This window comes from Candidatus Planktophila sulfonica (assembly GCF_002288065.1).
Lineage (GTDB): Bacteria > Actinomycetota > Actinomycetes > Nanopelagicales > Nanopelagicaceae > Planktophila > Planktophila sulfonica.
In genome coordinates this window covers 658,545-680,550 of sequence record NZ_CP016773.1, presented here as the reverse complement: position 1 = coordinate 680,550, position 22,006 = coordinate 658,545, and the positions used below count along the sequence as shown (strand labels likewise).

19 protein-coding genes, 1 tRNA gene and 1 pseudogene are annotated in these 22,006 nt (G+C 48.3%); 15 read left to right on the top strand and 6 right to left on the bottom strand.

Annotated elements, in window-relative coordinates; all coding sequences use genetic code 11:
- Positions 1-17: 17 nt before the first annotated feature.
- The 3 genes from A1sIA56_RS03375 to A1sIA56_RS03365 all read right to left on the bottom strand — a co-directional run bounded on the left by A1sIA56_RS03375 (position 18) and on the right by A1sIA56_RS03365 (position 2,550).
- The gene (locus A1sIA56_RS03375; protein ID WP_095673542.1) at positions 18-1,886 is read right to left on the bottom strand and encodes an acyltransferase family protein; all 1,869 of its coding nucleotides are present in this window, start codon (positions 1,884-1,886) and stop codon (positions 18-20) included.
- Positions 1,886-2,413: an adenine phosphoribosyltransferase gene (locus tag A1sIA56_RS03370; RefSeq protein WP_095674175.1), complete on the bottom strand. Its 528-nt coding sequence runs from the start codon at positions 2,411-2,413 to the stop codon at positions 1,886-1,888. The genes A1sIA56_RS03375 and A1sIA56_RS03370 overlap by 1 nt, the downstream gene beginning before the upstream one ends.
- Before the next feature lie 53 nt (positions 2,414-2,466).
- Positions 2,467-2,550 (bottom strand) — tRNA-Leu (locus A1sIA56_RS03365).
- 133 nt (positions 2,551-2,683) lie between these two features.
- Here A1sIA56_RS03365 and A1sIA56_RS03360 point away from each other — a divergent pair.
- Positions 2,684-3,985: pseudogene (locus A1sIA56_RS03360) on the top strand (M20/M25/M40 family metallo-hydrolase); the annotation flags it as partial.
- An 11-nt stretch (positions 3,986-3,996) separates the two neighbouring features.
- On the opposite strand, the gene A1sIA56_RS03355 reads toward A1sIA56_RS03360, so the two are convergent.
- Complete coding sequence (locus tag A1sIA56_RS03355) at positions 3,997-4,944, bottom strand: aldo/keto reductase (protein ID WP_095673540.1); 948 nt, start codon at positions 4,942-4,944, stop codon at positions 3,997-3,999.
- Positions 4,945-5,012: 68 nt separating this feature from the next.
- On the opposite strand from A1sIA56_RS03355, the gene A1sIA56_RS03350 reads away from it, so the two are divergent.
- From A1sIA56_RS03350 to mshC, 4 genes are read left to right on the top strand one after another with little or no spacing between them, the layout of a single operon-like run.
- Positions 5,013-5,705 (top strand): histidine phosphatase family protein, encoded by a 693-nt coding sequence (locus A1sIA56_RS03350; RefSeq protein WP_095673539.1) that lies wholly within the window; start codon positions 5,013-5,015, stop codon positions 5,703-5,705.
- On the top strand, positions 5,702-6,253 hold the full coding sequence (locus A1sIA56_RS03345; protein ID WP_095673538.1) for a DUF3090 family protein: 552 nt from the start codon (positions 5,702-5,704) through the stop codon (positions 6,251-6,253). Before A1sIA56_RS03350 ends, A1sIA56_RS03345 begins: the two co-directional genes overlap by 4 nt.
- Positions 6,250-6,951 carry an SCO1664 family protein gene (locus A1sIA56_RS03340; RefSeq protein ID WP_095673537.1) on the top strand — a complete coding sequence of 234 codons (702 nt, stop codon included), beginning with the start codon at positions 6,250-6,252 and terminating at the stop codon, positions 6,949-6,951. Before A1sIA56_RS03345 ends, A1sIA56_RS03340 begins: the two co-directional genes overlap by 4 nt.
- A gap of 15 nt (positions 6,952-6,966) precedes the next feature.
- A complete protein-coding gene (gene mshC / locus A1sIA56_RS03335; protein ID WP_095673536.1) occupies positions 6,967-8,208 on the top strand; it encodes a cysteine--1-D-myo-inosityl 2-amino-2-deoxy-alpha-D-glucopyranoside ligase in 1,242 nt (413 codons plus the stop codon).
- Here mshC and A1sIA56_RS03330 read toward each other — a convergent pair.
- Positions 8,205-9,068 (bottom strand): PAC2 family protein, encoded by an 864-nt coding sequence (locus A1sIA56_RS03330; RefSeq protein WP_095673535.1) that lies wholly within the window; start codon positions 9,066-9,068, stop codon positions 8,205-8,207. The genes mshC and A1sIA56_RS03330 overlap by 4 nt on opposite strands.
- Positions 9,069-9,097: 29 nt before the next feature.
- Between A1sIA56_RS03330 and metH the strand changes: the two genes are divergently transcribed.
- Positions 9,098-12,610 carry a methionine synthase gene (gene metH, locus A1sIA56_RS03325; protein WP_095673534.1) on the top strand — a complete coding sequence of 1,171 codons (3,513 nt, stop codon included), beginning with the start codon at positions 9,098-9,100 and terminating at the stop codon, positions 12,608-12,610.
- Between the two features lie 12 nt (positions 12,611-12,622).
- Here metH and A1sIA56_RS03320 read toward each other — a convergent pair whose 3' ends face one another.
- Positions 12,623-13,375 carry a RecB family exonuclease gene (locus A1sIA56_RS03320; RefSeq protein ID WP_095673533.1) on the bottom strand — a complete coding sequence of 251 codons (753 nt, stop codon included), beginning with the start codon at positions 13,373-13,375 and terminating at the stop codon, positions 12,623-12,625.
- Positions 13,376-13,433: 58 nt separating this feature from the next.
- Between A1sIA56_RS03320 and A1sIA56_RS03315 the strand changes: the two genes are divergently transcribed.
- Genes A1sIA56_RS03315 through A1sIA56_RS03275 form a run of 9 tightly spaced genes read left to right on the top strand, consistent with a single transcriptional unit; the run spans position 13,434 to position 21,996 of the window.
- Positions 13,434-14,285: a tRNA (adenine-N1)-methyltransferase gene (locus tag A1sIA56_RS03315; protein WP_095673532.1), complete on the top strand. Its 852-nt coding sequence runs from the start codon at positions 13,434-13,436 to the stop codon at positions 14,283-14,285.
- Positions 14,269-15,210: a helix-turn-helix transcriptional regulator gene (locus tag A1sIA56_RS03310; RefSeq protein ID WP_190277024.1), complete on the top strand. Its 942-nt coding sequence runs from the start codon at positions 14,269-14,271 to the stop codon at positions 15,208-15,210. The genes A1sIA56_RS03315 and A1sIA56_RS03310 overlap by 17 nt, the downstream gene beginning before the upstream one ends.
- Entirely contained in the window at positions 15,203-16,099 is an 897-nt protein-coding gene (locus tag A1sIA56_RS03305) for a helix-turn-helix transcriptional regulator (protein WP_095673530.1), read from the top strand. The genes A1sIA56_RS03310 and A1sIA56_RS03305 overlap by 8 nt, the downstream gene beginning before the upstream one ends.
- 28 nt (positions 16,100-16,127) lie before the next feature.
- The gene (gene tatA, locus A1sIA56_RS03300; protein ID WP_095673529.1) at positions 16,128-16,310 is read left to right on the top strand and encodes a Sec-independent protein translocase subunit TatA; all 183 of its coding nucleotides are present in this window, start codon (positions 16,128-16,130) and stop codon (positions 16,308-16,310) included.
- A gap of 5 nt (positions 16,311-16,315) precedes the next feature.
- Positions 16,316-17,104, top strand: a complete 789-nt coding sequence (gene tatC / locus A1sIA56_RS03295) for a twin-arginine translocase subunit TatC (protein ID WP_095673528.1) — start codon at positions 16,316-16,318, stop codon at positions 17,102-17,104.
- A complete protein-coding gene (locus A1sIA56_RS03290; protein ID WP_095673527.1) occupies positions 17,104-17,970 on the top strand; it encodes a diacylglycerol/lipid kinase family protein in 867 nt (288 codons plus the stop codon). Before tatC ends, A1sIA56_RS03290 begins: the two co-directional genes overlap by 1 nt.
- A complete protein-coding gene (locus A1sIA56_RS03285; RefSeq protein WP_095673526.1) occupies positions 17,967-20,342 on the top strand; it encodes a DEAD/DEAH box helicase in 2,376 nt (791 codons plus the stop codon). Before A1sIA56_RS03290 ends, A1sIA56_RS03285 begins: the two co-directional genes overlap by 4 nt.
- On the top strand, positions 20,339-21,241 hold the full coding sequence (locus tag A1sIA56_RS03280; RefSeq protein ID WP_095673525.1) for a 5'-3' exonuclease: 903 nt from the start codon (positions 20,339-20,341) through the stop codon (positions 21,239-21,241). The genes A1sIA56_RS03285 and A1sIA56_RS03280 overlap by 4 nt, the downstream gene beginning before the upstream one ends.
- 11 nt (positions 21,242-21,252) lie before the next feature.
- Entirely contained in the window at positions 21,253-21,996 is a 744-nt protein-coding gene (locus A1sIA56_RS03275; RefSeq protein ID WP_095673524.1) for a polyprenol monophosphomannose synthase, read from the top strand.
- Positions 21,997-22,006: the final 10 nt, after the last annotated feature.

Genomic DNA, 22,006 nt, shown 5'->3' with positions numbered 1-22,006 from the left:
ATCCTGCCACTTTTTGACTACTTCTGCTCATCAGATGTCTTGCTGAGCGCACCAAGATTTCTTAGAGCTTGCAGCAGATTAGGTGAGAGCGCACGCGCCATGTCGACCGATAGGTGCGAAGCATCGCGATAAGCAACAACGCCATCAATAACCCCAGGGCAATTGCGTTCACAAAGCCAAGAAGTCGGATTGATTTTCAAGAATCCAGGGGAGAAGATCGGAGTTGAACGTTCAGAACCGTTGCATCGGTCAAGACTTCCAGAAGCGATACAGCTTGGAATATCGCGGTTTGGATGTGGAGTGTCGGAGATATAGATGATTCGCGGTGAACTTCCGCGAAGCGAGTTATAAGTCTTGCCTTGACCTTCACGCCACCAAGATTCACGACTTGAGTACTGTGATGGAACTTCGAAGTGTTGGAACCCGCTCACAAGAACCGCATCAGGATTAATCGACTTTATTCGCTTATACGCGTAATCACGCCACGCAAAGCAATCAGAGTTCTTATATTCGCCAGTATCTACCTTCGTAACCGCAGCCCCTGGGCATGCCGACTTGGTAAGCGAAATCAATTCGAATCTCTGCTCACGGGCTAACTTCTCGAGTGTTGGGAACCATTGCGCTGCATGAGAGTCTCCAAAGAGAACAATCTTGCGCGATGACCCTCGAACTCCGTAAGTGCAGTCTGGGGATGTTGTTTCACCATTATTCACATGACATCCATCGTCATAGACAACTGGCTTTTTCATGATTTCTTGTAGTGAAATCTTCTTGCCATCCTTCAAGGTGACGATATCTGAATACGATGAATTAATCGCAAGACCTAACGTGAGAGAAATTACCGTTGCTGCAACGCCTCCACGAATGACCGTCTTTTGTGGAAGTTTTGCGTGACGAAGTGGCTCTTCTATATATCGATGTGTGAGTTCGGCAAAAAGGAGCGTTGCCAATACAGCGAGGACGCGTTCAAAAATCGTTAAATTCCGACCAAAGTAAATCGCCGGAATAACCAAGAGAGGCCAATGCCATAGATAGAGAGGATATGAAATCTCGCCTAACCACTGAACTATTCGGTGGCTTCCGATGGAGTTAAGAACTTTCGGCCAAGAATGCACTGCCGCAATGGAGATAGCTGTAGCCAGAACCGGTACGAGTGCCGCCGTTCCTGGGAATGGGGTGTTATCTCTGAACTGAAGAGTTCCGTAGATAAAGAGTGCGAGAGCGATCCAAAGGTAGTTCTGGGAGAACTTTATTCGCTGAGGGATATAGAGAAGTAGCGCACCTACTCCGAGTTCCCAAGCGCGCGTAGGTAGCGAGTAGAAAGCCCAGATTGGTTCTGTAGATGTTTGAAACAAACTAAAGAGGAACGATGCAATGGAGATTGCAAGAATTCCAAATCCAACTGTTCGGCGACCCCCACGTTTGTACAGGGCGAGAATGATGAATGGCCAGAAGAGATAGAACTGTTCTTCAACAGCCAACGACCAATAGTGAATTACTACTGGTGGAACAGCGCTGAGATTTTGATAATCCATCTGCCAGAAAGCGAACAGATAGTTAGAGATGTAAATACTGGCAGCGGCAATATCTTTACCCAGATCTGCGCGCATTGTCGCGGGATATAGATACCAAGCAGTTACGCCTGTTACAAAGAGAACGAAGAAAGATGTCGGCAAGAGGCGCTTGATGCGCCGGAGATAGAAGGCCTTAAGCCCAAGAGTTCCGGTCTTATCTAACTCGCGTAATAGCAATCCTGTGATCAGGTAACCGGAGATTACGTAGAAAATATCGACGCCGATATATCCACCCGATGTGATTCCAGCGTGATAAACAACTACAAGAGTTGCAGCAAAAGCGCGTAGAGCTTGAATTTGGGGGATGCGCATCAGATGGTCACCAAAGCATGTAGTGGAACGTCTGGTGCAATCTTCTCGATTCTAGTTCTACCCTCGAGCGAGGCGATTTCAAGAAGAACCACAATGCTTGAAACCACGCCACCAGCATCTGCAATCAGTGCGACGGCGGCTTCTAAAGTGCCACCGGTTGCTAAGACATCATCAATGAGAGTCACTTTGCAACCAGGTGTTAAAGCATCCTGATGAATTTCAATCTCATCAACTCCGTACTCGAGTCCATATGAACGCGAATAGGTAGCCGAAGGAAGTTTGCCCTTCTTTCTCACTGGCACGAAGCCAATCTTCTTCTGCAAGGCAACAGCGCTGGCAAAGATGAATCCTCGAGCTTCAATTCCTGCAGCGATTTCGGATTGAGCATCAAGTGAAGCGATCTCGGAGATAACTCGATGAAAGGCTTCAGGATTTGCAAGAAGTGGAGTGATATCTTGAAAGAGAATGCCTGGTTTCGGATAATCAGGAATAGGGCGAATCAGTGAAAGCGCGCGACCTAAATCCATCATCGTGAATTCCACCAGGGTAAATCCATTGCTGTATCCAACCACCGTAACTGTGTCCGAACGGGGACTTGAACCCCGAATCCCTTGCGAGAACTAGCACCTCAAGCTAGCGCGTCTGCCAATTCCGCCACCCGGACGAGTAACCCGCTCGCTCAAGATGTGAGTCTAAGCGTTCGGGCCGAAATAACTGGATAACTATATCTAGCCACGCCTCCTCGCGCAAAAGTGAGCCAAGCCATCTAACCGAGAGAGTGCGAAACGAGGCAGAATAGGGATATGACTCTCGAAGAAGAAGTTGTAAAGATTTGCCAGGATCTCATCCGTATCCCTTCGGTTAATTATGGAGAAGGAAGAGGCGATGAGAAAGCTGTCGCCGAATATGTGGTTGCATCTCTTGCAGAGGTCGGAATCAAGGCAACTATCTACGAGTCAGCCCCCAATCGCTGTAACGTGATTGCAAATATCGAAGGTGTAGATACTTCACGTCCGGGATTGGTAGTCCACGGTCATATCGATGTAGTTCCCGCAAATGCAGCTGATTGGTCTGTCGATCCATTTGCTGCCGAAATTCGCGATGGCATGATCTGGGGTCGCGGCGCAGTTGATATGAAAAATGTTGATGCCATGATTCTTGCAATTGTTCGCAAGTGGGCCCGAACTGGCTACAAGCCGCCACGCAATATCGTTCTTGCATTCTTTGCTGATGAAGAAGCGGGGATGACATTCGGTTCACGATGGATGGCTGCTGAACATCCCGAAGTTTTCGCTGGATGCACTGAAGCAATTTCAGAAGTTGGCGGTTTCTCTGTAACTGTGGGAGATGGAAAACGACTCTACTTCCTTGAAGCTGCGCAAAAAGGAATTCACTGGATGAAACTGACCGCAGCCGGTAGAGCTGGGCATGGTTCCATGATGAACGATGAGAATGCGCTGACAGCCCTTTCAGAGGCTGTGGCAAAAATTGGTAAATTCAATTGGCCACAGCGTTATACAGATACAGTCAAAATTCTCTTTAAGAAGATCGCGCAAGCAACAGGCAAACCTTATGACGAAAAGGATTTGCGACCATTGCTCAAAGAGATCGGACCCACAGCGCGCATGATTGGCGCAACGCTGCAAAATACTGCCAACCCAACAATGCTTGAGGCTGGATATAAGGCAAATGTAATCCCCGGAAGTGCCAGCGCAGTCATTGATGGGCGCTTCCTTCCAGGATATGAAGATGAATTGAATGAAACTATCCGTTCGATTATTGGTCCAGATATCACAATCGAAACCGTTTCTCGAGATATTGCCTTAGAAGTGAACTTTGAAGGTGATCTAGTTGATGCGATGTGTAACGCCATTACAAAGCACGATCCTGAAGGAATCCCGGTTCCATATTTAATGAGTGGGGGAACGGATAACAAGGCGCTCTCAGAGCTTGGAATCATCGGCTATGGATTTAGTCCGCTTCGACTACCTGCCGATTTAGATTTCATGGCGCTATTCCATGGTGTTGATGAACGAGTACCAATTTCAGGACTCGAATTCGGAGTTAATGTTCTGGCCGACTTCTTGGAGAATTGCTAACTGACTTCTTGTTAGGGAGCTGAAACCTCATCGAGCGCCTGACGAACAACGTCAGGAAGTGAGATTTCTTCAGAAGCAAGAATCCCACGCAGTTGCGCGCCAGTTCTTGCGCCCACAATCGCGCTAGTAATACCTGGTGTATCTCGCACCCAAGCTAGGGCAACCTCAAGAGGTGCGAAACCTAAACCTTCAGCCGCAACGCAGACTGCTTCGACGATGCGCTGTGGTTTTTCACGAAGATAGGGTTCGACGTGTTTTACAAAGTGTGGAGCTGCGGCACGTGAATCGCTGGGAACTCCACGACGGTACTTGCCTGTGAGAACTCCTCGGCCAAGTGGTGCCCACGCCAAAATTCCAACTCCGGTCTCATCGGCACAAGGAAGTACTTCGCTTTCAATTTCACGATTGAGTAATGAGTACTCAACTTGATGGGTGACAATCGGAGCCTTTGCGGAGTTGGTCTCTTGAATCGTGATTGCGCGAGAGCTCTGCCATCCAGAGAAATTCGATATGCCTACATAGCGAGCTCTGCCCGATGAATATGCATAGTCGAGAGCGGAGAGCGTATCTTCGAGTGGATTGTGAGGATCCCACGAATGAATCTGCCAGATATCTAGATAGTCAGTCTCAAGTCGTGACAGCGATCGATCAAGTTCTGCAATCAGGGTTTGCCGTGAATTGTTAACGGTTCTGACGCCGTCAGGGAATGAAACTCCAGCTTTCGATGCTATTGCGACATCTTCACGCTTAAAGAGTGTTCCAATGAGACCGCCGATAACTCTTTCACTATCTCCATCTCCGTAGGTTGAAGAAGTATCAAGAAAATTTCCACCTGCTTCGATAAATGCTCTGCATTGATCGGCTGCCTCGTGGGTATCCGTGTCGCGACCCCACGTCATAGTTCCGAGCCCTAAACGGGAGAGCGAGAGCCCTGAATTACCTGCTCTTCTCATCTCCATGGTTGGCAACCCTAGCAATAGCGGCCTTCAAAGTTCGTTATTAGAAATAGCACGATAATCTTCGTGTTGTGGCTCGCTTAGTGTTTATTCGACATGCTCATTCAACAGCGAATGATGCAGGGATTCTCAGCGGGCAATTGCCTGGTGTCTCGCTGAGCAAAAAGGGAGTGAAGCAAGCCCAAGATTTAGTCGAGCGAATCGGCGCAAGTTCATTTGATAGCGCTCGAGTAAGTCCATTGCAACGTTGTGAAGAGACCATTGCGCCTTGGCTTAACTCCAAGTATTCCAAGGGTCTTAAGAGTTATCAGATTGATGATGCTCTGATTGAGATGAATTACGGATCCTGGAGTGGTCGAAAATTATCATCTCTCGCACGCGAGAAGATGTGGAAAGAAATTCAAGACCGCCCAAGCACCGTCCAGTTTCCTGACGGCGAACGAATGAGAGCAATGCAGAAGCGAGCTCTCACAAGCGTTGCTAGCGCCCTGGCCGAGAAGAAGAACGGCACTCATCTCTTCGTTTCCCATGGCGATGTACTCAAAGCGCTTATTGCCTCCCTTCTTAAGATGAAGTTGGATGATTTTCAATCTCTCGTTCTCGACCCAGCATCAGTAACAGTTATTGATTTTGACGGTAACAAATCTCGTCTTCTAGCCTTTAACGATTCTCATAGTCCGTTAGCGCCAATGACAGCGATGGAGAAAACGACTAAGGCGCTACTCGGTGGCGGTTCGCGGAAATCCATGAGCAAAAAGTCATGACATCTCGAATATTGCTCTTCGATCCAGTTGAACGTTTCGTAGCCGGAACTGTTGGGCAACCAGGGGAGCGCACCTTCTTCATTCAAGCTCGCAACGGTTCCCGACTGATCTCTGTTTCACTCGAAAAATCGCAAGTACAAGCCCTCGCCGATCGACTGATTTACATGCTGCGAGAGATTAAGCAGAGTGACCCCACAATTGCGATTCCGAAAATCGCTCGTGATGACGCGCCGCTGGATACTCCGATTGAAGAGGAGTTTAGAGTCGGTGTGATCGGGATTGCTTTTGATGACTCTCGTCAGTTGATTCAGATCGACCTACAGGCTGTCTCAGATAATGATCAGGAAGAACCCGATTTCATCGATGTAGATGACCTCAGCGGCGATCAAGACATTCTGCGTGTCCTCATCTCTCCATCAGTAGCAGATCAATTCTCCAAACGTGCCCTCACTGTTGTAAGCGCAGGAAGATTGCCATGTCCATTCTGTGGTGGACCTATTGATATTCGCGGTCACCTCTGTCCAAGAGCAAACGGATATCGCCGATGAGTGAAATCATTGAACATCTAACCCTAGGGGATTTAGAAGTTACTGGTCGTCTTGTTGATGCCTCCAACGCAACGCTCTACGCAAACTGCACTTTCAATGGCTCAACAATTCCGGTCATCTATAAGCCGGTTGCTGGCGAAAGACCACTATGGGATTTCCAGGATGGCAATCTCGCCCAACGTGAGTTCGCTGCGTATTTCATTAGTGAACTAGGAGAATTCGGAGTCGTCCCACCTACTGTTTTGCGAGAGGGCCCATTCGGAATTGGAATGGTTCAACAATGGATTGATATCAACGAAGATATCGATCTAGCGATGTTCTACCGGGAAGATAACGCTGAGCTTCGCAAGATGGCTCTCTTTGATGCGGTAGTGAATAACACCGACCGAAAGATTGGCCACTTGCTCCCAATAAGTGAAGACCTCGTACATGGCTGTGACCACGGGGTAACTTTTCATGAAGATGACAAGCTGCGCACCGTTCTTTGGCAGTGGGCAGATAAACCGCTATCTCCAATAGAGATCGATCGACTAGAGAAACTCGAGATCGCCGTCCGCGATTCATCAGAACAACTGCTTCAACTAATTTCTGAGAACGAGTTTTCAGCGCTTTTGGCACGTATTAATAGACTGTTGAGCGAAAAGAAATATCCGTCTCCGAGCGATGAGTGGCCTGCTGTCCCATGGCCACCGTTTTAAGTTAGGGTGTGAAATATGCGCGCCTGGCCAGATGTATATCTACCTGAACTTCCTGCTCGCTTTAGCGTTCCGCAACTTTCACTCTTCAATACGGCAGCCCAAAAGGTTGAACCACTTCCGAAGAAGTCTCTTTACAGAATGTATGTCTGCGGGATCACTCCTTACGATGCGACGCATCTTGGCCACGCAGCAACATACCTAACTTTTGATCTCATCAATCGATTCTTACGTGCGACGGGCGCACAAGTTGATTTTGTTCAAAACATCACCGATATCGATGACCCGCTTTTAGAACGCGCTCACCGCGATGGTGTTGATTGGAAGGACCTTGCGCAATCGCAAATTGATCTCTTCAAAGGCGATATGACCGACTTACACGTGATTCCACCAAATGATTACATTGGAGTTGTCGAGGCCATGCCTCTCGTAGTTGAAGCAGTTCAAAAGTTGAAGAGAGCGGACACAACGTACGAAGTTGGTTCAGATATCTACTATCGCGTCCACTCTGACTCCGAATTTGGAGAACGCTCGCATTACTCGCAAGAGAAGATGCTCGAGATATTTGCCGAACGCGGCGGAGACCCCCAGAAACCTGGAAAAGAAGATCCACTCGATGCTTTGGTCTGGCTTTCACGACGCGACGGTGAACCAGGTTGGCCAAGTCCATTCGGGGCAGGCCGTCCTGGTTGGCATATCGAATGCTGCGCGATCGCGCTTCATTACCTGAACCCCGATTTGAACGATGAATTCGCTATCGATATTCAAGGCGGCGGAAGCGATTTAATCTTCCCTCACCACGAGATGTCTGCAGCACAGAGCCGGAGCATCAGCAATCAGAGATTCGCACGTAGTTACGTGCACGCTGGGATGATTGGTCTTGATGGCGAGAAGATGAGTAAATCTCTCGGAAACTTGGTCTTCGTATCAAAACTAATTTCTTCAGGTGTTAATCCCGCTGCTATTCGGTGGGCGCTAATGGGGCATCCATACTCAAGCGACCTTATGTGGAGCAATTCTCTCATTGAGAATGCGACAGTCGATATCGAACGATTGCAACTGAACCTTGCGCGAATGGAAGTCGCGCCTACTGATTCGGTGATTCAGAGAATCCTTGATGCGCTTTCAAATAATCTAGATACACCGCATGTTATTGCATCAATCAAGACGTGGATGGATGAGACTGAAGCTGGAGTAACAGGGGGAGTAGCCGGCGAACTTTCTCGTGCACTCGATACTCTGCTGGGAATTACTCTTTAGTTCTCGCTCTGTCTGCGAAGAAAACGTTCTAACTCTCGAGCAATAGATTCACCTGTTGCTTCGGGAAGGTCGGATGAGTCTTTGCTCTCTTCAAGAGCTTTCACATACTCGGCCACATCCGAATCTTCCTTAGCCATCTCGGTTACTTCTTCTTCCCATGACGCCGATTCTTCAGGTAGATCGCCTTGCGGCAGAGAAATTTCAAGGAAGTCTTCCAGTGCATTCACGAGCGCAAGAGTTGCCTTGGGCGATGGAGAACTTGAGGCGTAATGTGGAATTGCTGCCCATAGAGAGATTGCATCAATGCCACGTCGCACGCACGCATCCTGAAGTACCCCGAGAATTCCTGTCGGTCCTTCGTACTTACTTATTTCAACACCAAGTCGACGGGCAATCTCTGGGTGCGCACCACTTCCGCTAACTGTAATCGGACGTGTATGCGGTGTATCGGCCAACATCGAACCCAAGGTAATGACCATATCCACCTCAAGATCATCAGCGAGATCCAAGATGTCAGCAGCGAAGGTCTTCCACTTCATAGATGGCTCAACGCCACGAACAACGACGAAATCATGTTTGAGATCAGGAGTTCGTAATCCAAAGACCTGTGTGCCGGGCCAAGTAAGGCTGCGAATACTTGAATCATCAACTTCAACCATGGGGCGGTTTACTTGAAAATCATAGAAATCTTCTGGGTCAACATCTGCAATGAGTTCGGGGACAACATCTGTTGATGGGTCGGTCCAAGAGGAGAGTAAGTGTGAGACTGCGCCGGTAGCAGCTTCACCAGCATCATTCCAACCGGAAAATGCAATCACCATCACAGGTGAGCGCAGGTCAGGAATCTTATGAATCTCCATGACGTACACCTTACGATAACCTCTGCACCATGACGAGCGATAAGAAGGCACCATCTGTAGCGGATGGCCTTCTCCGTCAAGCACTTTCTAGCCGCACCGTGATTGCTGATGGAGCCATGGGAACCATGCTCCAGGCGGCAGATCCTTCTCTCGAAGATTTCCAAAACCACGAGGGTTGTAATGAGATTCTCAACGTTACTCGTCCTGACTTAGTGCGTTCGGTTCACGATGCTTACCTCTCGGTTGGCGTTGATGCCATCGAGACCAATACCTTCGGCGCAAACTGGGCAAATCTTGCAGAGTACGGAATTGAAGATCGCATTTACGAACTTGCATTTGCAGGAGGAAAGATTGCACGTGAAGCTGCCGATGCATTCAGTACTGCAGATAAACCTCGCTTCGTCTTAGGTTCACTTGGGCCCGGCACAAAATTGCCTAGCCTTGGCCACACAACGTATTCACATTTGAGGGATGCGTACTACACGGCATCCAAAGGACTCGTAGATTCTGGTTCTGACGCACTTTTAATCGAGACCACTCAAGATCTGCTACAGGCAAAAGCTGCCGTCAATGGTGCGCGCAAGGCAATTACAGAGTCCGGGCGAGACGTCATGTTGATTGCACAAGTAACTGTTGAAACAACCGGCACGATGTTGCTCGGTTCTGAAATTGGAGCCGCTCTCAACGCACTTGAACCTCTCGATATCGATTTGATCGGCCTCAACTGTGCGACTGGTCCGGCTGAGATGTCAGAACACCTTCGCTATCTCTCTAAGAACGCGACCTGTGCAATTTCAGTAATGCCTAATGCGGGATTGCCGATTCTGGGTGCAAAGGGTGCGGAATATCCGCTTGGACCTGAAGAGTTGGCTACAGCGCTTGAAACCTTCGTCAACGATTATGGAATTTCACTCATTGGTGGATGTTGTGGAACAACGCCTGCCCATCTTGCGGCTGTTGTCGACAGACTCGACCGCCATTCTGTTAAGTCACGCGTACCTGAACTAGATCCAGGTGCTTCTTCGCTCTATCAATACGTTCCGTTTAGACAAGATAAGACCTACTTAGCAATTGGAGAGCGCACCAATGCCAATGGTTCTCGTGCCTTCCGCGATGCACTTGTCGCAGAGGATTGGGCAACGTGTGTTGAAATCGCGCGCGATCAAATTCGCGACGGCGCTCATATGCTCGACCTTTCCGTTGACTATGTAGGTCGAGATGGCGCACGCGATATGTTTGAAATCGCTTCACGTTTTGCAACTGCCTCAACGCTTCCCATCGTTCTTGATTCAACAGAACCAGCGGTCTTAAAGGCAGGTCTTGAAGCACTAGGTGGACGTTGTGTAATTAACTCAGTCAACTATGAAGACGGTGATGGGCCTACATCACGCTTTGCCCGCATCATGCCGTTGGTACAAGAACATGGTGCATCTGTAGTGGCACTCACTATCGATGAAGAAGGACAAGCTCGTACTGCCGATTGGAAACTTCGTGTTGCCCGTCGCCTGATTGAAGATTTGACTGGCAACTGGGGAATGAATGTCGGAGATATCTTGATTGATACTTTGACGTTCCCAATTGCAACTGGGCAAGAGGAAACTCGTCGTGATGGAATTGAAACCATCAGCGCAATTAAAACCTTAAAGACCGAATATCCAGGGGTTCAGACAACTCTTGGAGTCAGTAACGTCTCGTTCGGACTTAACCCTGCTGCGCGAGTTGTTCTCAACTCAGTCTTTCTCCACGAGTGCGTTGAATCCGGCCTTGATTCAGCGATTGTGCATCCTTCGAAGATTATGCCGATGGCGCGTATTGAAGCCCGTCAAAAAGAGGTTGCTCTAGACCTCATCTACGATCGTCGCACCTACGATGGCGATGTCTGCACATACGATCCTTTGCAAGAATTCCTGCAGCTCTTTGAGGGCGTCGAACTTGCAGCCTCAAGAAATATTCGAGCCTCCGAGCTTGCAGCTCTTCCGCTACGTGAGCGCCTTGAACGCCGCATCATTGATGGCGAAAAGGTAGGTCTCAACGAAGATCTCGATACAGCAATGTCTGAAGGAATTGCACCTCTGGCGATTATTAATGACCATCTTCTCGAGGGCATGAAGGTTGTGGGCGAGCTCTTTGGTAAAGGCGAGATGCAGCTTCCATTCGTTCTACAGAGCGCTGAAGTGATGAAATCAGCAGTTGCATATCTCGAGCCTCATATGGAGAAGACCAGCGATGCCGGACGTGGACGCATGTTGCTTGCAACCGTTAAGGGCGATGTTCACGATATCGGCAAGAATCTTGTTGACATCATTCTTTCCAATAATGGTTACCAGGTTGTCAATATTGGAATCAAGCAGACAATCAATCAGATTATCGATGCTGCGCTAGAAAATGAAGTCGATGCAATTGGTATGTCAGGTCTCTTGGTTAAATCCACAGTCATCATGAAAGAGAACCTCGAAGAGATTACATCACGAGGACTTTCAGATAAGTGGCCAGTCGTTCTTGGTGGCGCAGCCCTTACCCGCGCATACGTCGAACAAGATCTTGCCGCAATATTTCCAGGTGAAGTTCGCTACGCCCGAGATGCATTTGAAGGATTGCGTCTGATGGATGCAATCATGGCCGTAAAACGCGGAGATGAAGGTGCTGAACTTCCAGCTCTTCGTGAACGTAAAGTGAAGGCAGTTGCTCGCAAGTCAGAGGATCGACCAATCGATACAGTGCGCAGTGATGTCGCAATTGATATCGATATCCCTAAAGCACCATTCTTTGGTTCCCGAATCGTTAAGGGCATTCCTCTTGCAGATTACGTCGGAATGCTTGACGAACGTGCACTTTTCATGGGGCAGTGGGGTCTTAAGGGCGCCCGTGGTGAATTCGAAGCGATGGCCGAGACAGAAGGACGCCCACGTCTTCGCAAACTTCTTAATGAAGTGCAATCCAATGGCTGGCTAGAAGCTGCTGTTGTCTATGGATATTTCCCATGTGTTTCAGAGGGAAACGATTTGATCATCCTTCATCACGAGGGACCGGATGCAGGTAAAGAGCGAGTTCGTTTCTCATTCCCTCGCCAATCTCGTGATCGCAGATTATGTCTCGCCGACTTCTTTGCCTCGAAGGATTCGGGCAAAACAGATGTTGTTGCCTTCCACGTTGTCACAATGGGAAACACTGTAAGCAAGGCGGCCAACGAACTCTTCGCAGCTGATGCTTACCGTGACTATTTAGAGCTGCACGGTTTATCGGTACAGCTCACTGAAGCACTTGCTGAACATTGGCATGCCCGTATTCGTGAAGAGATGGCAGTTCGTGGTGAAGATTCACCTGATTTGCAGGGAATTCTGGATCAGGGATATCGCGGTTCACGTTACTCATTTGGCTATCCAGCGTGTCCCGATATCGAACAGCAGACACAGCTCTGCGAACTTCTTGAACCAGGGCGCATCGGCGTCGAACTTTCAGAAGAGTTCCAACTGCATCCTGAGCAGTCAACATCTGCAATCATCGTTCACCACCCAGAGGCTAAGTACTTCAACGCCAACTAATCCTTTAAGAAATTAGTTGTGGGCAGGACAGATTGCTTTGAAGAAACACCAATCGCAGAGCCGAGATTTCTTCGTTGGAAAATGATTGGTCTCAAGAGCGGTCAGAATCTCATCACCAATGTTTCTCAAAATCTTCTCTGTCGATTTCAACTGAGCTTCGGTGGGTTCACTCTTTACTACCCGTGAATCACCGAGATAGATGAGCTGAAGTAATTTCGGTAGGACGCCTTCGTTCTGCCAATACAGGAGTGCGTAGACGCGTAATTGGAAAAGCGCTTTCTCTTCCCAACCAGGCTTTGGAGATTTACCAGTCTTGTAATCAACGATACGAACTTCACCGGTTGGTGCCACATCGAGTCGGTCTACATACCCATGCAGATAGATCTCTTCAGATATATCTCGTTCTAAATGAAGTTCGCGATATGTAGATTCAAAGGTGGAGGGTCTTTCTAATGAGAAATAATTGGTGAGCAACGCCTGGGCTCGATCAAACCACTCTTTATCATCGAGTACGAGAGCTGCTAGTTCAGGCTTACCTTCGAGTTGCTCACGCCATTTTGTAGGCAGGAGTTCGAGCGCTGATTCAAAGGTGCGAGAGCCTGCGGGGAGTTCGAAGAGATCTTCAAGTACTGAGTGAATCAATTTGCCGCGTTCGGCATCGATACTTGGTGGTTCGGGCAACAGGTCTACAGCGCGATATTTGTAGAGCTGTGGACAATTTGTGAAATCGTTCATGCGGCTGGGGGAGAGGCGTAACGGTTCCATCGCACGGACGATACAGCGAGGTTCCGACAGGATGGTTACTTTCACCTAAGATGCGCATGTGTCTAAACAAGGGTATTTCCAAGCAGGCGATCGAATTCAACTTACCGATCCAAAGGGCAAGCTCTATAGCTTCACGATTACGCCAGGCAAAGAGTGGCATACCCATAAAGGCTGGATTACTCACGATGATTTAATCGGATTACCTGAAGGATCGGTAGTAAGCACTACTGCTGGCTTGAAATTCACCGCCTTCATTCCGCTACTCGCTGATTACGTTCTTTCAATGCCTCGCGGTGCCACCATCGTCTATCCAAAAGATGCAGCGATGATTGTTGGTGTTGCCGATGTTTATCCTGGCGCACGTGTTCTCGAAGCTGGCGTTGGAAGCGGAGCTTTAACTCTTTCTTTACTTCGCGCAGTCGGTCCTGAAGGTTCAGTTCACTCTGTCGAACGTCGCCAAGATTTTGCCGACAATGCCACCGCAAATATCACGGACTACTTCGGGGAAAAGCCAGCCAATTGGTCACTCGATGTGGGATCTGTACAAGAGAAAGAGTTCGCTCATGAATTCGATCGCGTCATTTTAGACATGCTCGCACCATGGGAATGCGTTGAAATGGCTGCAAAGGTATTGCGTCCTGGTGGAGTTTTCCTTGCCTACGTTGCAACCACTACTCAGCTTTCGGCGACGGCCGAAGCACTTAAAGAAGATGGACATTTCACTGAACCAGAAAGTTCAGAGACAATCGTGCGCGGTTGGCATCACGAGGGTCTGGCAGTTCGTCCGCAGCAGAGAATGATTGGTCACACCGGTTTCCTCATTCAAAGCCGTCGCATGGCTCCTGGCGTCGATGTGTTACCACGACGTAGACGTCCAGCAAAGGGTGCCTACGGTGTCGCGGAAGAGTGAGCGCTTAGTTAATTTAACTATCGCCCTACTTGCCACAAAACGTTGGCTTACTAAATCTCAAATCTTCAATACCGTCGATGGTTACGAAGGTGAACCCGATGCCATGGAGCGCATGTTTGAACGCGATAAAGATGATCTTCGCAATCTAGGCATCACCATTGAGGTCGGAACTTTTGATCCTCTCTTTGAAGATGAAGTTGGGTATCGCATCCGACCTGAAAACTATCGGACAGATATCTCATCAATTACCCCTCGAGAACTCTCGTTGATCTCTGTCGCAACACAAGCTTGGCAAGGCGCAGTTCTTGATTCAACTGCCCTTTCTGCTCTCGTAAAACTTAAATCCTTAGGTATCGATTCGGACTTTGATTCGATTCCCGCGATTACGCCTACTTTGCATAATTCGGATTCAAATTTTCTTGCAGTCATTAATGCCATTGCACAACGACAAGTGATTTCCTTCTCATATCTTGGTCCTGAGCTCGACTCCGACAATCGCGCCCTTGAACCTTATGGAGTCGGAACAAAATCTGGTCACTGGTATGTCGCAGGACGCGATCTCGATCGCAAAGAGCAGAGACTCTTCCGTCTTGATCGCTTCCATTCAGAAGTGAAAGCGCAGGGCAAGGCTGGTTCTTATGAAATTCCTCAAGATTTTTTAATGAAGGAGGTTCTGGCTGCGCCGGAAACTTCCCAGATCGCGACACTCAAAGTGCGACGAGGTAAGGCTCACTCTCTACGCCTCAAAGCCACTTCAGTTGAAGACGGCGATGATTGGTCGGAGATTACAGTTCCTTTCATCGATGAAGCAGAGCTCATTAACGAAGTTCTCTGGCACGGCACTGATGTCGTAGTGATTTCGCCTCGAAGCGCTCGTGAATCAACGATTAGCGCACTTGAAGAGATTGTAAGAATCCATGGCTAAGAAGACGACTCCAATTGAAAAAGCAGCTCGTATGCTTGATCTAGTTCCCTATATAACTTCACACCAGGGGATTGGTACTCCAGAACTAGCGTCAGAGTTCGGCATCTCTGAAGAAGAGTTACTGAGTGACCTAAATTCGCTCTGGATGTGTGGTGATAATCGATTCGATCTCATCGATCTTCAATTTGACTCTGGATATGTAACCATTAGAAATGCAGAAACACTCAATCTGATTCGCTCGCTTTCTCAACAAGAGATTATCTCAATCATTCTGGGGTTGGATTTACTTGAGAAGTCACTGTCTGCTGATCGACTACCTCTTATCGAAGAAATATCGAACCTTAGATCAAAGTTAGGGGAGAGTATCTCTCGAATCCTAGACGCCAGTCCTTCAACAGATGGTCAGCTGATCCCGGTTCTCAACGATGGTTTACGTGATCAGCGAAGAGTATTAATCTCATATTTTTCTCCCGCCGGAGATGAAATTTCGGATCGAGAAATTACTCCTTTACATTTTTCTGTTGAGAATAATCTCGATTACCTCACTGCATATTGTGAGAAAGCTCAGGCCGAGAGAACCTTTAGGGTCGATCGAATAAAGAGTGCGACACTTTTGGAAGCCCAAGCTACATATATCTCCTCCGCAACAAGTGATCCCCAGTTACTTTCAACGCAGGTAAAGATTTCTCGCAACCTTCGAAAGTCACGCGAGTCACTCGGCGCATTTGTCGTTGGGGAGGGCTCCGAAGTCACCGTCTCTACCTATAACTCCGAGTGGTTATCACGAACTGTTATCTCAGCAGCCGGCGCTATCGAGGTGACTGCACCTAGCCAGATGCGAATCCAGGTCGCAGAACTTGCCGCAAGAACCCTTCAGCAATATCGCTGAAATCTGGCCTTTGCGATAGTGTTCAGACATGTTTTTACGCGAACCTAGCCACATCCTCCTCCTCCTCATCGTTGTAGTCGTCCTCTTCGGAGCGAAGCGTCTACCTGATTCAGCTCGCTCATTGGGCAAGTCAATGCGCATCTTCAAGAGCGAGATGAAAGAGATGAAGGACGAGACCAAGGATCCTGATAAGGGATCTGACGAGAAGTAATTTCTATGGCGGCCACCTCAGGCGGTCGTATGCCGCTTTTAGAACATTTCAGGGAACTACGTAGTCGAGTAGTTAAATCAGCGCTTGTAGTTTCACTCGGCGCTGTAATCGGCTGGTTCTTCTACAACGAAATCATCACTAAATTAGCCGAGCCTGTCTGCGATCTTCGCGCAGCACAGGAGAGCGGTGCCGCCAGCTGCGGTGCGCTCTATATCAACGGTGTACTTGGTCCGCTGAACTTACAGATCAAGGTAGCGATTCTGAGCGGAATCATTATCACCGCTCCGCTCTGGCTCTATCAACTATGGGCATTCATTGCACCAGCACTGCATCGCAAGGAGAAGCGCAACTCAATTCTCTTCTTTACGGCAGCGACACCATTCTTTGCAGTCGGCGCATATCTTGGATACACAATTCTTCCCATCGCAGTTCGCGTGCTTTTCGGATTTACGCCAACATCTCTTGCTAACTTGGTCAAGTTTGATGATTACTTAGATTTCGTTCTTCGAGCGATTCTTCTCTTCGGTATTGCTTTTGAGTTGCCGGTATTCCTCGTAACTTTCAATGCCATTGGTTTCCTTTCCGGTAAGGCAATCTTGAAACCATGGCGCATGTGGGTATTTGGCATCGTCCTCTTCGTTGCAGGATTTACGCCAAGTGCAGATCCACTCTCGATGCTGGCTCTCGCAGTTCCCCTGATACTTCTCTACTTGATGGCAGGTGTAATCGCTCTTCTCAATGACCGACGACGTGCTCGAAGAGATCGCGAAAAAGAATTAGCAGATAGCCTCTAATGTGGGCGATAGCGATCAATCCAACCTCTGGCCATGGCAAAGGAATTACTGTTGGCCAATCGGTTGTACGTTACTTCTCAGAACGCAGCCTTGATTATCAAGTTTTCTCAGGACATAGCGCCGCAGATTTAAAACAACATCTCGAAACTTTCCTCGATTCACACGCTTGTGAAGGAATGGTTAGCGTCGGGGGAGATGGGTTAGCGCACCTGGTTCTCCAGATTGCCGTGCCGCGTCATATTCCCTTTGCAGTGATGCCAGCAGGAACAGGAAACGACATTGTTCGCACTCTCGGTTGGTCTCTTGATGACGTTGATTCATATCTTGATCGAGTCACCTCGGTACCGGCTAAACCCATTGATCTTGGAAATGTTGATGGCGAATGGTTTGCAGCGATCCTTTCAACAGGCTTTGATTCAGTAGTAAATGAGCGAGCCAATGCACTCGCTTGGCCAAAAGGGCCACAGAGATACAACGTCGCAATCGCTCTAGAACTTCCGAAGTTTAAACCGCTGTCTTACGAGATCACTCTGGATACGCACTCGATTACGACTGAGGCGATGCTCATCGCCATTGGTAATGGCCGTTCTTACGGCGGTGGAATGTATGTATGTCCACAGGCGCAACTTCATGACGGGCTCTTTGATGTGATGGTTTTAGAACCGGTCTCAAAGGTTGAGTTCCTCAAGGTATTTCCAAAGGTCTATTCGGGCTCTCATATCACGCATCCAAAGGTGAAGATCTACAGATCAAAGCGAGTCAAACTTGTAGCTAATGCGATTGCTTACGCAGACGGCGAGAGAATCGGTGCAGCACCTATTTCAGCTGAATGTGTGAGTAATGCAGGACTTACGTGGGCGCTATGACAACTCCTGCAGAACGCTACGCCGCTGCGAAGCAACGTGGAAAGCATCCGCTCACCATTGCATTTATCGAGCAGTTTGATTTCGGTTTCGACGAGTTTCAAATCAAAGCTTGCCAAGCTGTTGAAGATGGCAAAGGCGTTCTCGTCGCAGCACCTACCGGAGCTGGCAAGACCGTAGTCGGAGAGTTCGCAGCATTTAGCGCACTCGCACAAGGTAAGAAATGTTTCTATACAACACCAATTAAGGCTCTCTCAAACCAGAAATTCCAGGAGTTTGTAGAGCGCTTCGGCGAGGATCGCGTAGGTCTTCTTACAGGCGATACCAACATCAATTCCGAAGCAGATGTCTTGGTGATGACTACCGAAGTACTTCGCAACATGTTGTACGCAAATTCAACAACGTTGAAGAATCTTGGCTCTGTTGTTATGGATGAAGTCCACTACTTGGCAGATAAGTCACGTGGCGCAGTATGGGAAGAAGTTCTCATCCACTTAATGGAAAGTGTTCAGGTAATTTCACTCTCTGCAACCGTTTCCAACGCTGAAGAATTTGGTGACTGGCTCGGCGAAGTTCGGGGGTCAACCGAAGTCATCGTCTCTGAGATTCGACCAATTCCTCTGTACCAGCATGTTCTTATCGGAGATCGCCTCGTAGATCTATTCCGCGAGCAAGGGCGTATCAACCCCGAAATCTTGGGACTCGAGCGTGAAGCGCTACGACAAGTACGAACTCCACGCCATCGACGTGAGCGCTTCGGTGATGGCGACAGCAGATTGACACGACCGGACATCATTGAAAAGTTACAGCGCGAAAACTTACTTCCGGCAATTACCTTTATCTTTTCTCGCGCCGGTTGTGATGCCGCAGTGAAACAATGTTTGGCTGCTGGAATCAAGTTAACCAATACGGAAGAGCGCCTAGAGATCGCTGAGACTGCGGCAAGGTATACGCAGAACCTTGCAGAAGAGGATCTTGAAGTACTTGGGTATCGCGATTGGTTGATTGCACTTGAGCGCGGAATTGCAGCCCACCATGCCGGTTTACTGCCGAGCTTTAAGGGTGCGGTTGAAGATCTCTTCAAGAGAGGTTTAGTTAAGGCTGTTTTTGCTACAGAAACGCTTGCACTAGGAATCAATATGCCGGCGCGGACTGTCGTGCTTGAAAAACTCACCAAGTGGAACGGTGAAGCTCACGTTTCGATCACGCCAGGGGAGTACACCCAGCTAACAGGGCGAGCTGGTCGTCGCGGTATCGATATCGAGGGTAATGCTGTTGTGCAGTGGTCTCCAACTGTTGATTCAGCGACTGCGGCAGGACTTGCTTCAACTCGTACTTATCCTCTTCGTTCATCGTTCACTCCGACATACAACATGTCTATCAATCTGATTGCCCGGTTCGGTCGAGAGCGTGCCCACGGAAGTCTCGAGTCTTCCTTTGCTCAGTTCCAAGCGGACCGCGCTGTTGTCGGTTTAGTTCGTCAAATTAAGAAGAATAATTCTGCTGCGGCAGAGCTCACCGATTCTGCGCAATGTCACTTGGGTGACTTTTCAGAGTATTCGCGGATACGAATCGATATCAAGGAGCTAGAGCGTCTATTGAGTAAGCGTGATGGTCGACGCAGTATCGACCAACGCCAGCGTGTGAAATTAGAGAACGAACTTGATGGAATGCGTCGTTCACTGCGCCAACATTCATGTCACTCTTGCAATGATCGTGAAACCCACGCTCGTTTTGCGGAGAAGGCTGATCGTTTAAATCGTGAATCTGAGGGTTTACGTGCACGAGTTGAAAACCGTACCCACGTAATCGCCAAGACCTTCGATCGTATCTGCGATGTATTGACCCACCTTGGTTATATCGAAGGGGAGAAGCCGCTAGAACAGGGCAAGATTCTGGCGAAAATATTTGCTGAATCTGATTTATTGCTTACCGAATCTATTCGACGCGGAGTATTTGACTCTCTTACACCGCCCGAGTTGTTATCGGTTGCATCAGCGATGATTTATCAGGGCAGAAGCTCTGAACCGTATGCGCCAAAAATGCCGAACGACAATGTTGCAAACGCTCTTGTTGCAGTGTCGAAGATCTGGATCGAACTTGAAGCAATTGAAAATGAGTTCGATGTAAAGACACAACGTGAACCTGATTTTGGTTTCTGTTACGCATCATTCCGGTGGGCTAATGGACACTCTCTCAGTAGCATTCTCAAGGGAACTGATATGACAGTTGGTGACTTTGTGCGAAGCATTAAACAACTTATCGACTTGCTTACTCAAATTGGCGGAGCGGCAGAAGAACTTCGACCTGCCTGCCGTGAAGGAATTAAGCGCTTGGATAGAGGCGTCATTTCATATATGTTGGGCGATCTATGACACTGATGCTCTTAGATAGCGCCTCACTTTGGTATCGCGCTTATTACGGAATGCCTGACACCTTGCTCTCACCTTCAGGTATGCCGGTCAATGCGATCCGCGGTTATCTTGATATGACTGCTCGTCTCATCGGTATGTATTCACCAGATCGCATCGTCGCCTGCATCGAGGGTGATTGGCGTCCATCGTGGCGCGTAGATCTATTTCCGGATTACAAAGCTAACCGTCTCGAGGATGAGAGCGATGAAGAGGAAGAGCCAGAAACCCTGACACCTCAAATTCCAGTTCTTCTCGATCTACTCGATGCATTCGGTATCCCAATGCTTGGTGTTGATGATTACGAGGCTGACGATGTCATGGCGACCTTCGCCGTTAAAGAGAAGGGGCCAATCCGTGTTGTGACAGGGGATAGGGACCTCTTTCAGATGGTTGACGATAAGCGCGATGTAAAAATTGTTTATCTCGCACGCGGAATTTCTCAACACGATTTAGTTGATAGCAAATGGGTCGCAGAAAAATATGGGATACCAGGGGATAGGTACGCACTCTTTGCGATGTTCCGTGGAGATCCATCAGATGGTTTACCTGGCGTTCGTGGAATCGGAGAGAAGGGGGCTGCTCTCATTGCCAACCACTTCTCAACGGTGGATGAGGCACTTGCTGGAGCTAAGGCCGAACATGAAGCTCTCACTAAGTCACTTGCAAAGAAAATCATTGATGGCGCTGACTATTTAAAGATTGCACCAACACTGGTGCACTGCGCAAAAGATGTCGCTATTCCGAAAATGGATATCTCGATGCCAAAGAAACCCGATGATTTGTCTACGATTTATCAGATGAAGGATGAGTACGGCCTTGGCGCCAGCGTTGATAGATTAATATCAGCGTTAGGTTGGTAAGGTGAGTGAATATGAAGCCGGTTATCTTGATTCCGACTTACAACGAGTCAATTGCGATTGTTGAACTTCTTAATCAATTATCGACTTTACATAATGTACGAGACTTCGATGTTGTCGTTCTTGACGATAATTCACCAGATAAGACTGCAGATATTGTCGATTCCATGAATTTTTCGTGGGTCAGTGTTCTCAAGCGTCCAGGTAAAGCTGGGTTGGGTGCTGCATATCGAGCTGGCTTCGAACATGTTTTATCCATGAACAAGTATTCAAAAATTGTCACTATGGATGCTGATGGATCGCATCGAGTTGAGGATCTACCGGCAATGCTTGATGCAACCGATTCACTGGTTTCAATCACTTTAGGTACTCGCTGGATGGCTGGCGGATCAGTTGTTAATTGGCCAAAAAGTAGACAATTGCTATCTAAATCTGGCACCAAATATGCACGTATTGCGCTCGGCATTCCTTTAAATGATTTAACTGGAGGATTCCGTGTCTACAGTGCAGCTTTACTCAACAAGTTAAATCTTAAAGATATGACTGCCACCGGATATTGTTTTCAGATCGAAATGGCGATGGCATCTGAATTAGCTGGCGCTGAAATGGTCGAAGTTCCAATTACCTTTGTGGAACGCATTAATGGAGTTTCAAAGATGAGCCGAGCGATCGTCATTGAAGCTCTGTGGCAGACAACTCTGTGGGGCTTTGCTAGACGCTTACGGCCTAACGCCGATAAGTTACATTATGTAAAGTAAGAAGAATCAG

Coding starts and splice junctions, on each gene's coding strand:
- A1sIA56_RS03375 (WP_095673542.1), bottom strand. CDS start 1,886: ATGCGCATCCCCCAAATTCAAGCTCTACGCGCTTTTGCTGCAACTCTT.
- A1sIA56_RS03370 (WP_095674175.1), bottom strand. CDS start 2,413: ATGGATTTAGGTCGCGCGCTTTCACTGATTCGCCCTATTCCTGATTAT.
- A1sIA56_RS03355 (WP_095673540.1), bottom strand. CDS start 4,944: ATGGAGATGAGAAGAGCAGGTAATTCAGGGCTCTCGCTCTCCCGTTTA.
- A1sIA56_RS03345 (WP_095673538.1), top strand. CDS start 5,702: ATGACATCTCGAATATTGCTCTTCGATCCAGTTGAACGTTTCGTAGCC.
- A1sIA56_RS03340 (WP_095673537.1), top strand. CDS start 6,250: ATGAGTGAAATCATTGAACATCTAACCCTAGGGGATTTAGAAGTTACT.
- mshC (WP_095673536.1), top strand. CDS start 6,967: ATGCGCGCCTGGCCAGATGTATATCTACCTGAACTTCCTGCTCGCTTT.
- A1sIA56_RS03330 (WP_095673535.1), bottom strand. CDS start 9,068: ATGGAGATTCATAAGATTCCTGACCTGCGCTCACCTGTGATGGTGATT.
- metH (WP_095673534.1), top strand. CDS start 9,098: ATGACGAGCGATAAGAAGGCACCATCTGTAGCGGATGGCCTTCTCCGT.
- A1sIA56_RS03320 (WP_095673533.1), bottom strand. CDS start 13,375: ATGGAACCGTTACGCCTCTCCCCCAGCCGCATGAACGATTTCACAAAT.
- A1sIA56_RS03305 (WP_095673530.1), top strand. CDS start 15,203: ATGGCTAAGAAGACGACTCCAATTGAAAAAGCAGCTCGTATGCTTGAT.
- tatA (WP_095673529.1), top strand. CDS start 16,128: ATGTTTTTACGCGAACCTAGCCACATCCTCCTCCTCCTCATCGTTGTA.
- tatC (WP_095673528.1), top strand. CDS start 16,316: ATGGCGGCCACCTCAGGCGGTCGTATGCCGCTTTTAGAACATTTCAGG.
- A1sIA56_RS03290 (WP_095673527.1), top strand. CDS start 17,104: ATGTGGGCGATAGCGATCAATCCAACCTCTGGCCATGGCAAAGGAATT.
- A1sIA56_RS03285 (WP_095673526.1), top strand. CDS start 17,967: ATGACAACTCCTGCAGAACGCTACGCCGCTGCGAAGCAACGTGGAAAG.
- A1sIA56_RS03280 (WP_095673525.1), top strand. CDS start 20,339: ATGACACTGATGCTCTTAGATAGCGCCTCACTTTGGTATCGCGCTTAT.
- A1sIA56_RS03275 (WP_095673524.1), top strand. CDS start 21,253: ATGAAGCCGGTTATCTTGATTCCGACTTACAACGAGTCAATTGCGATT.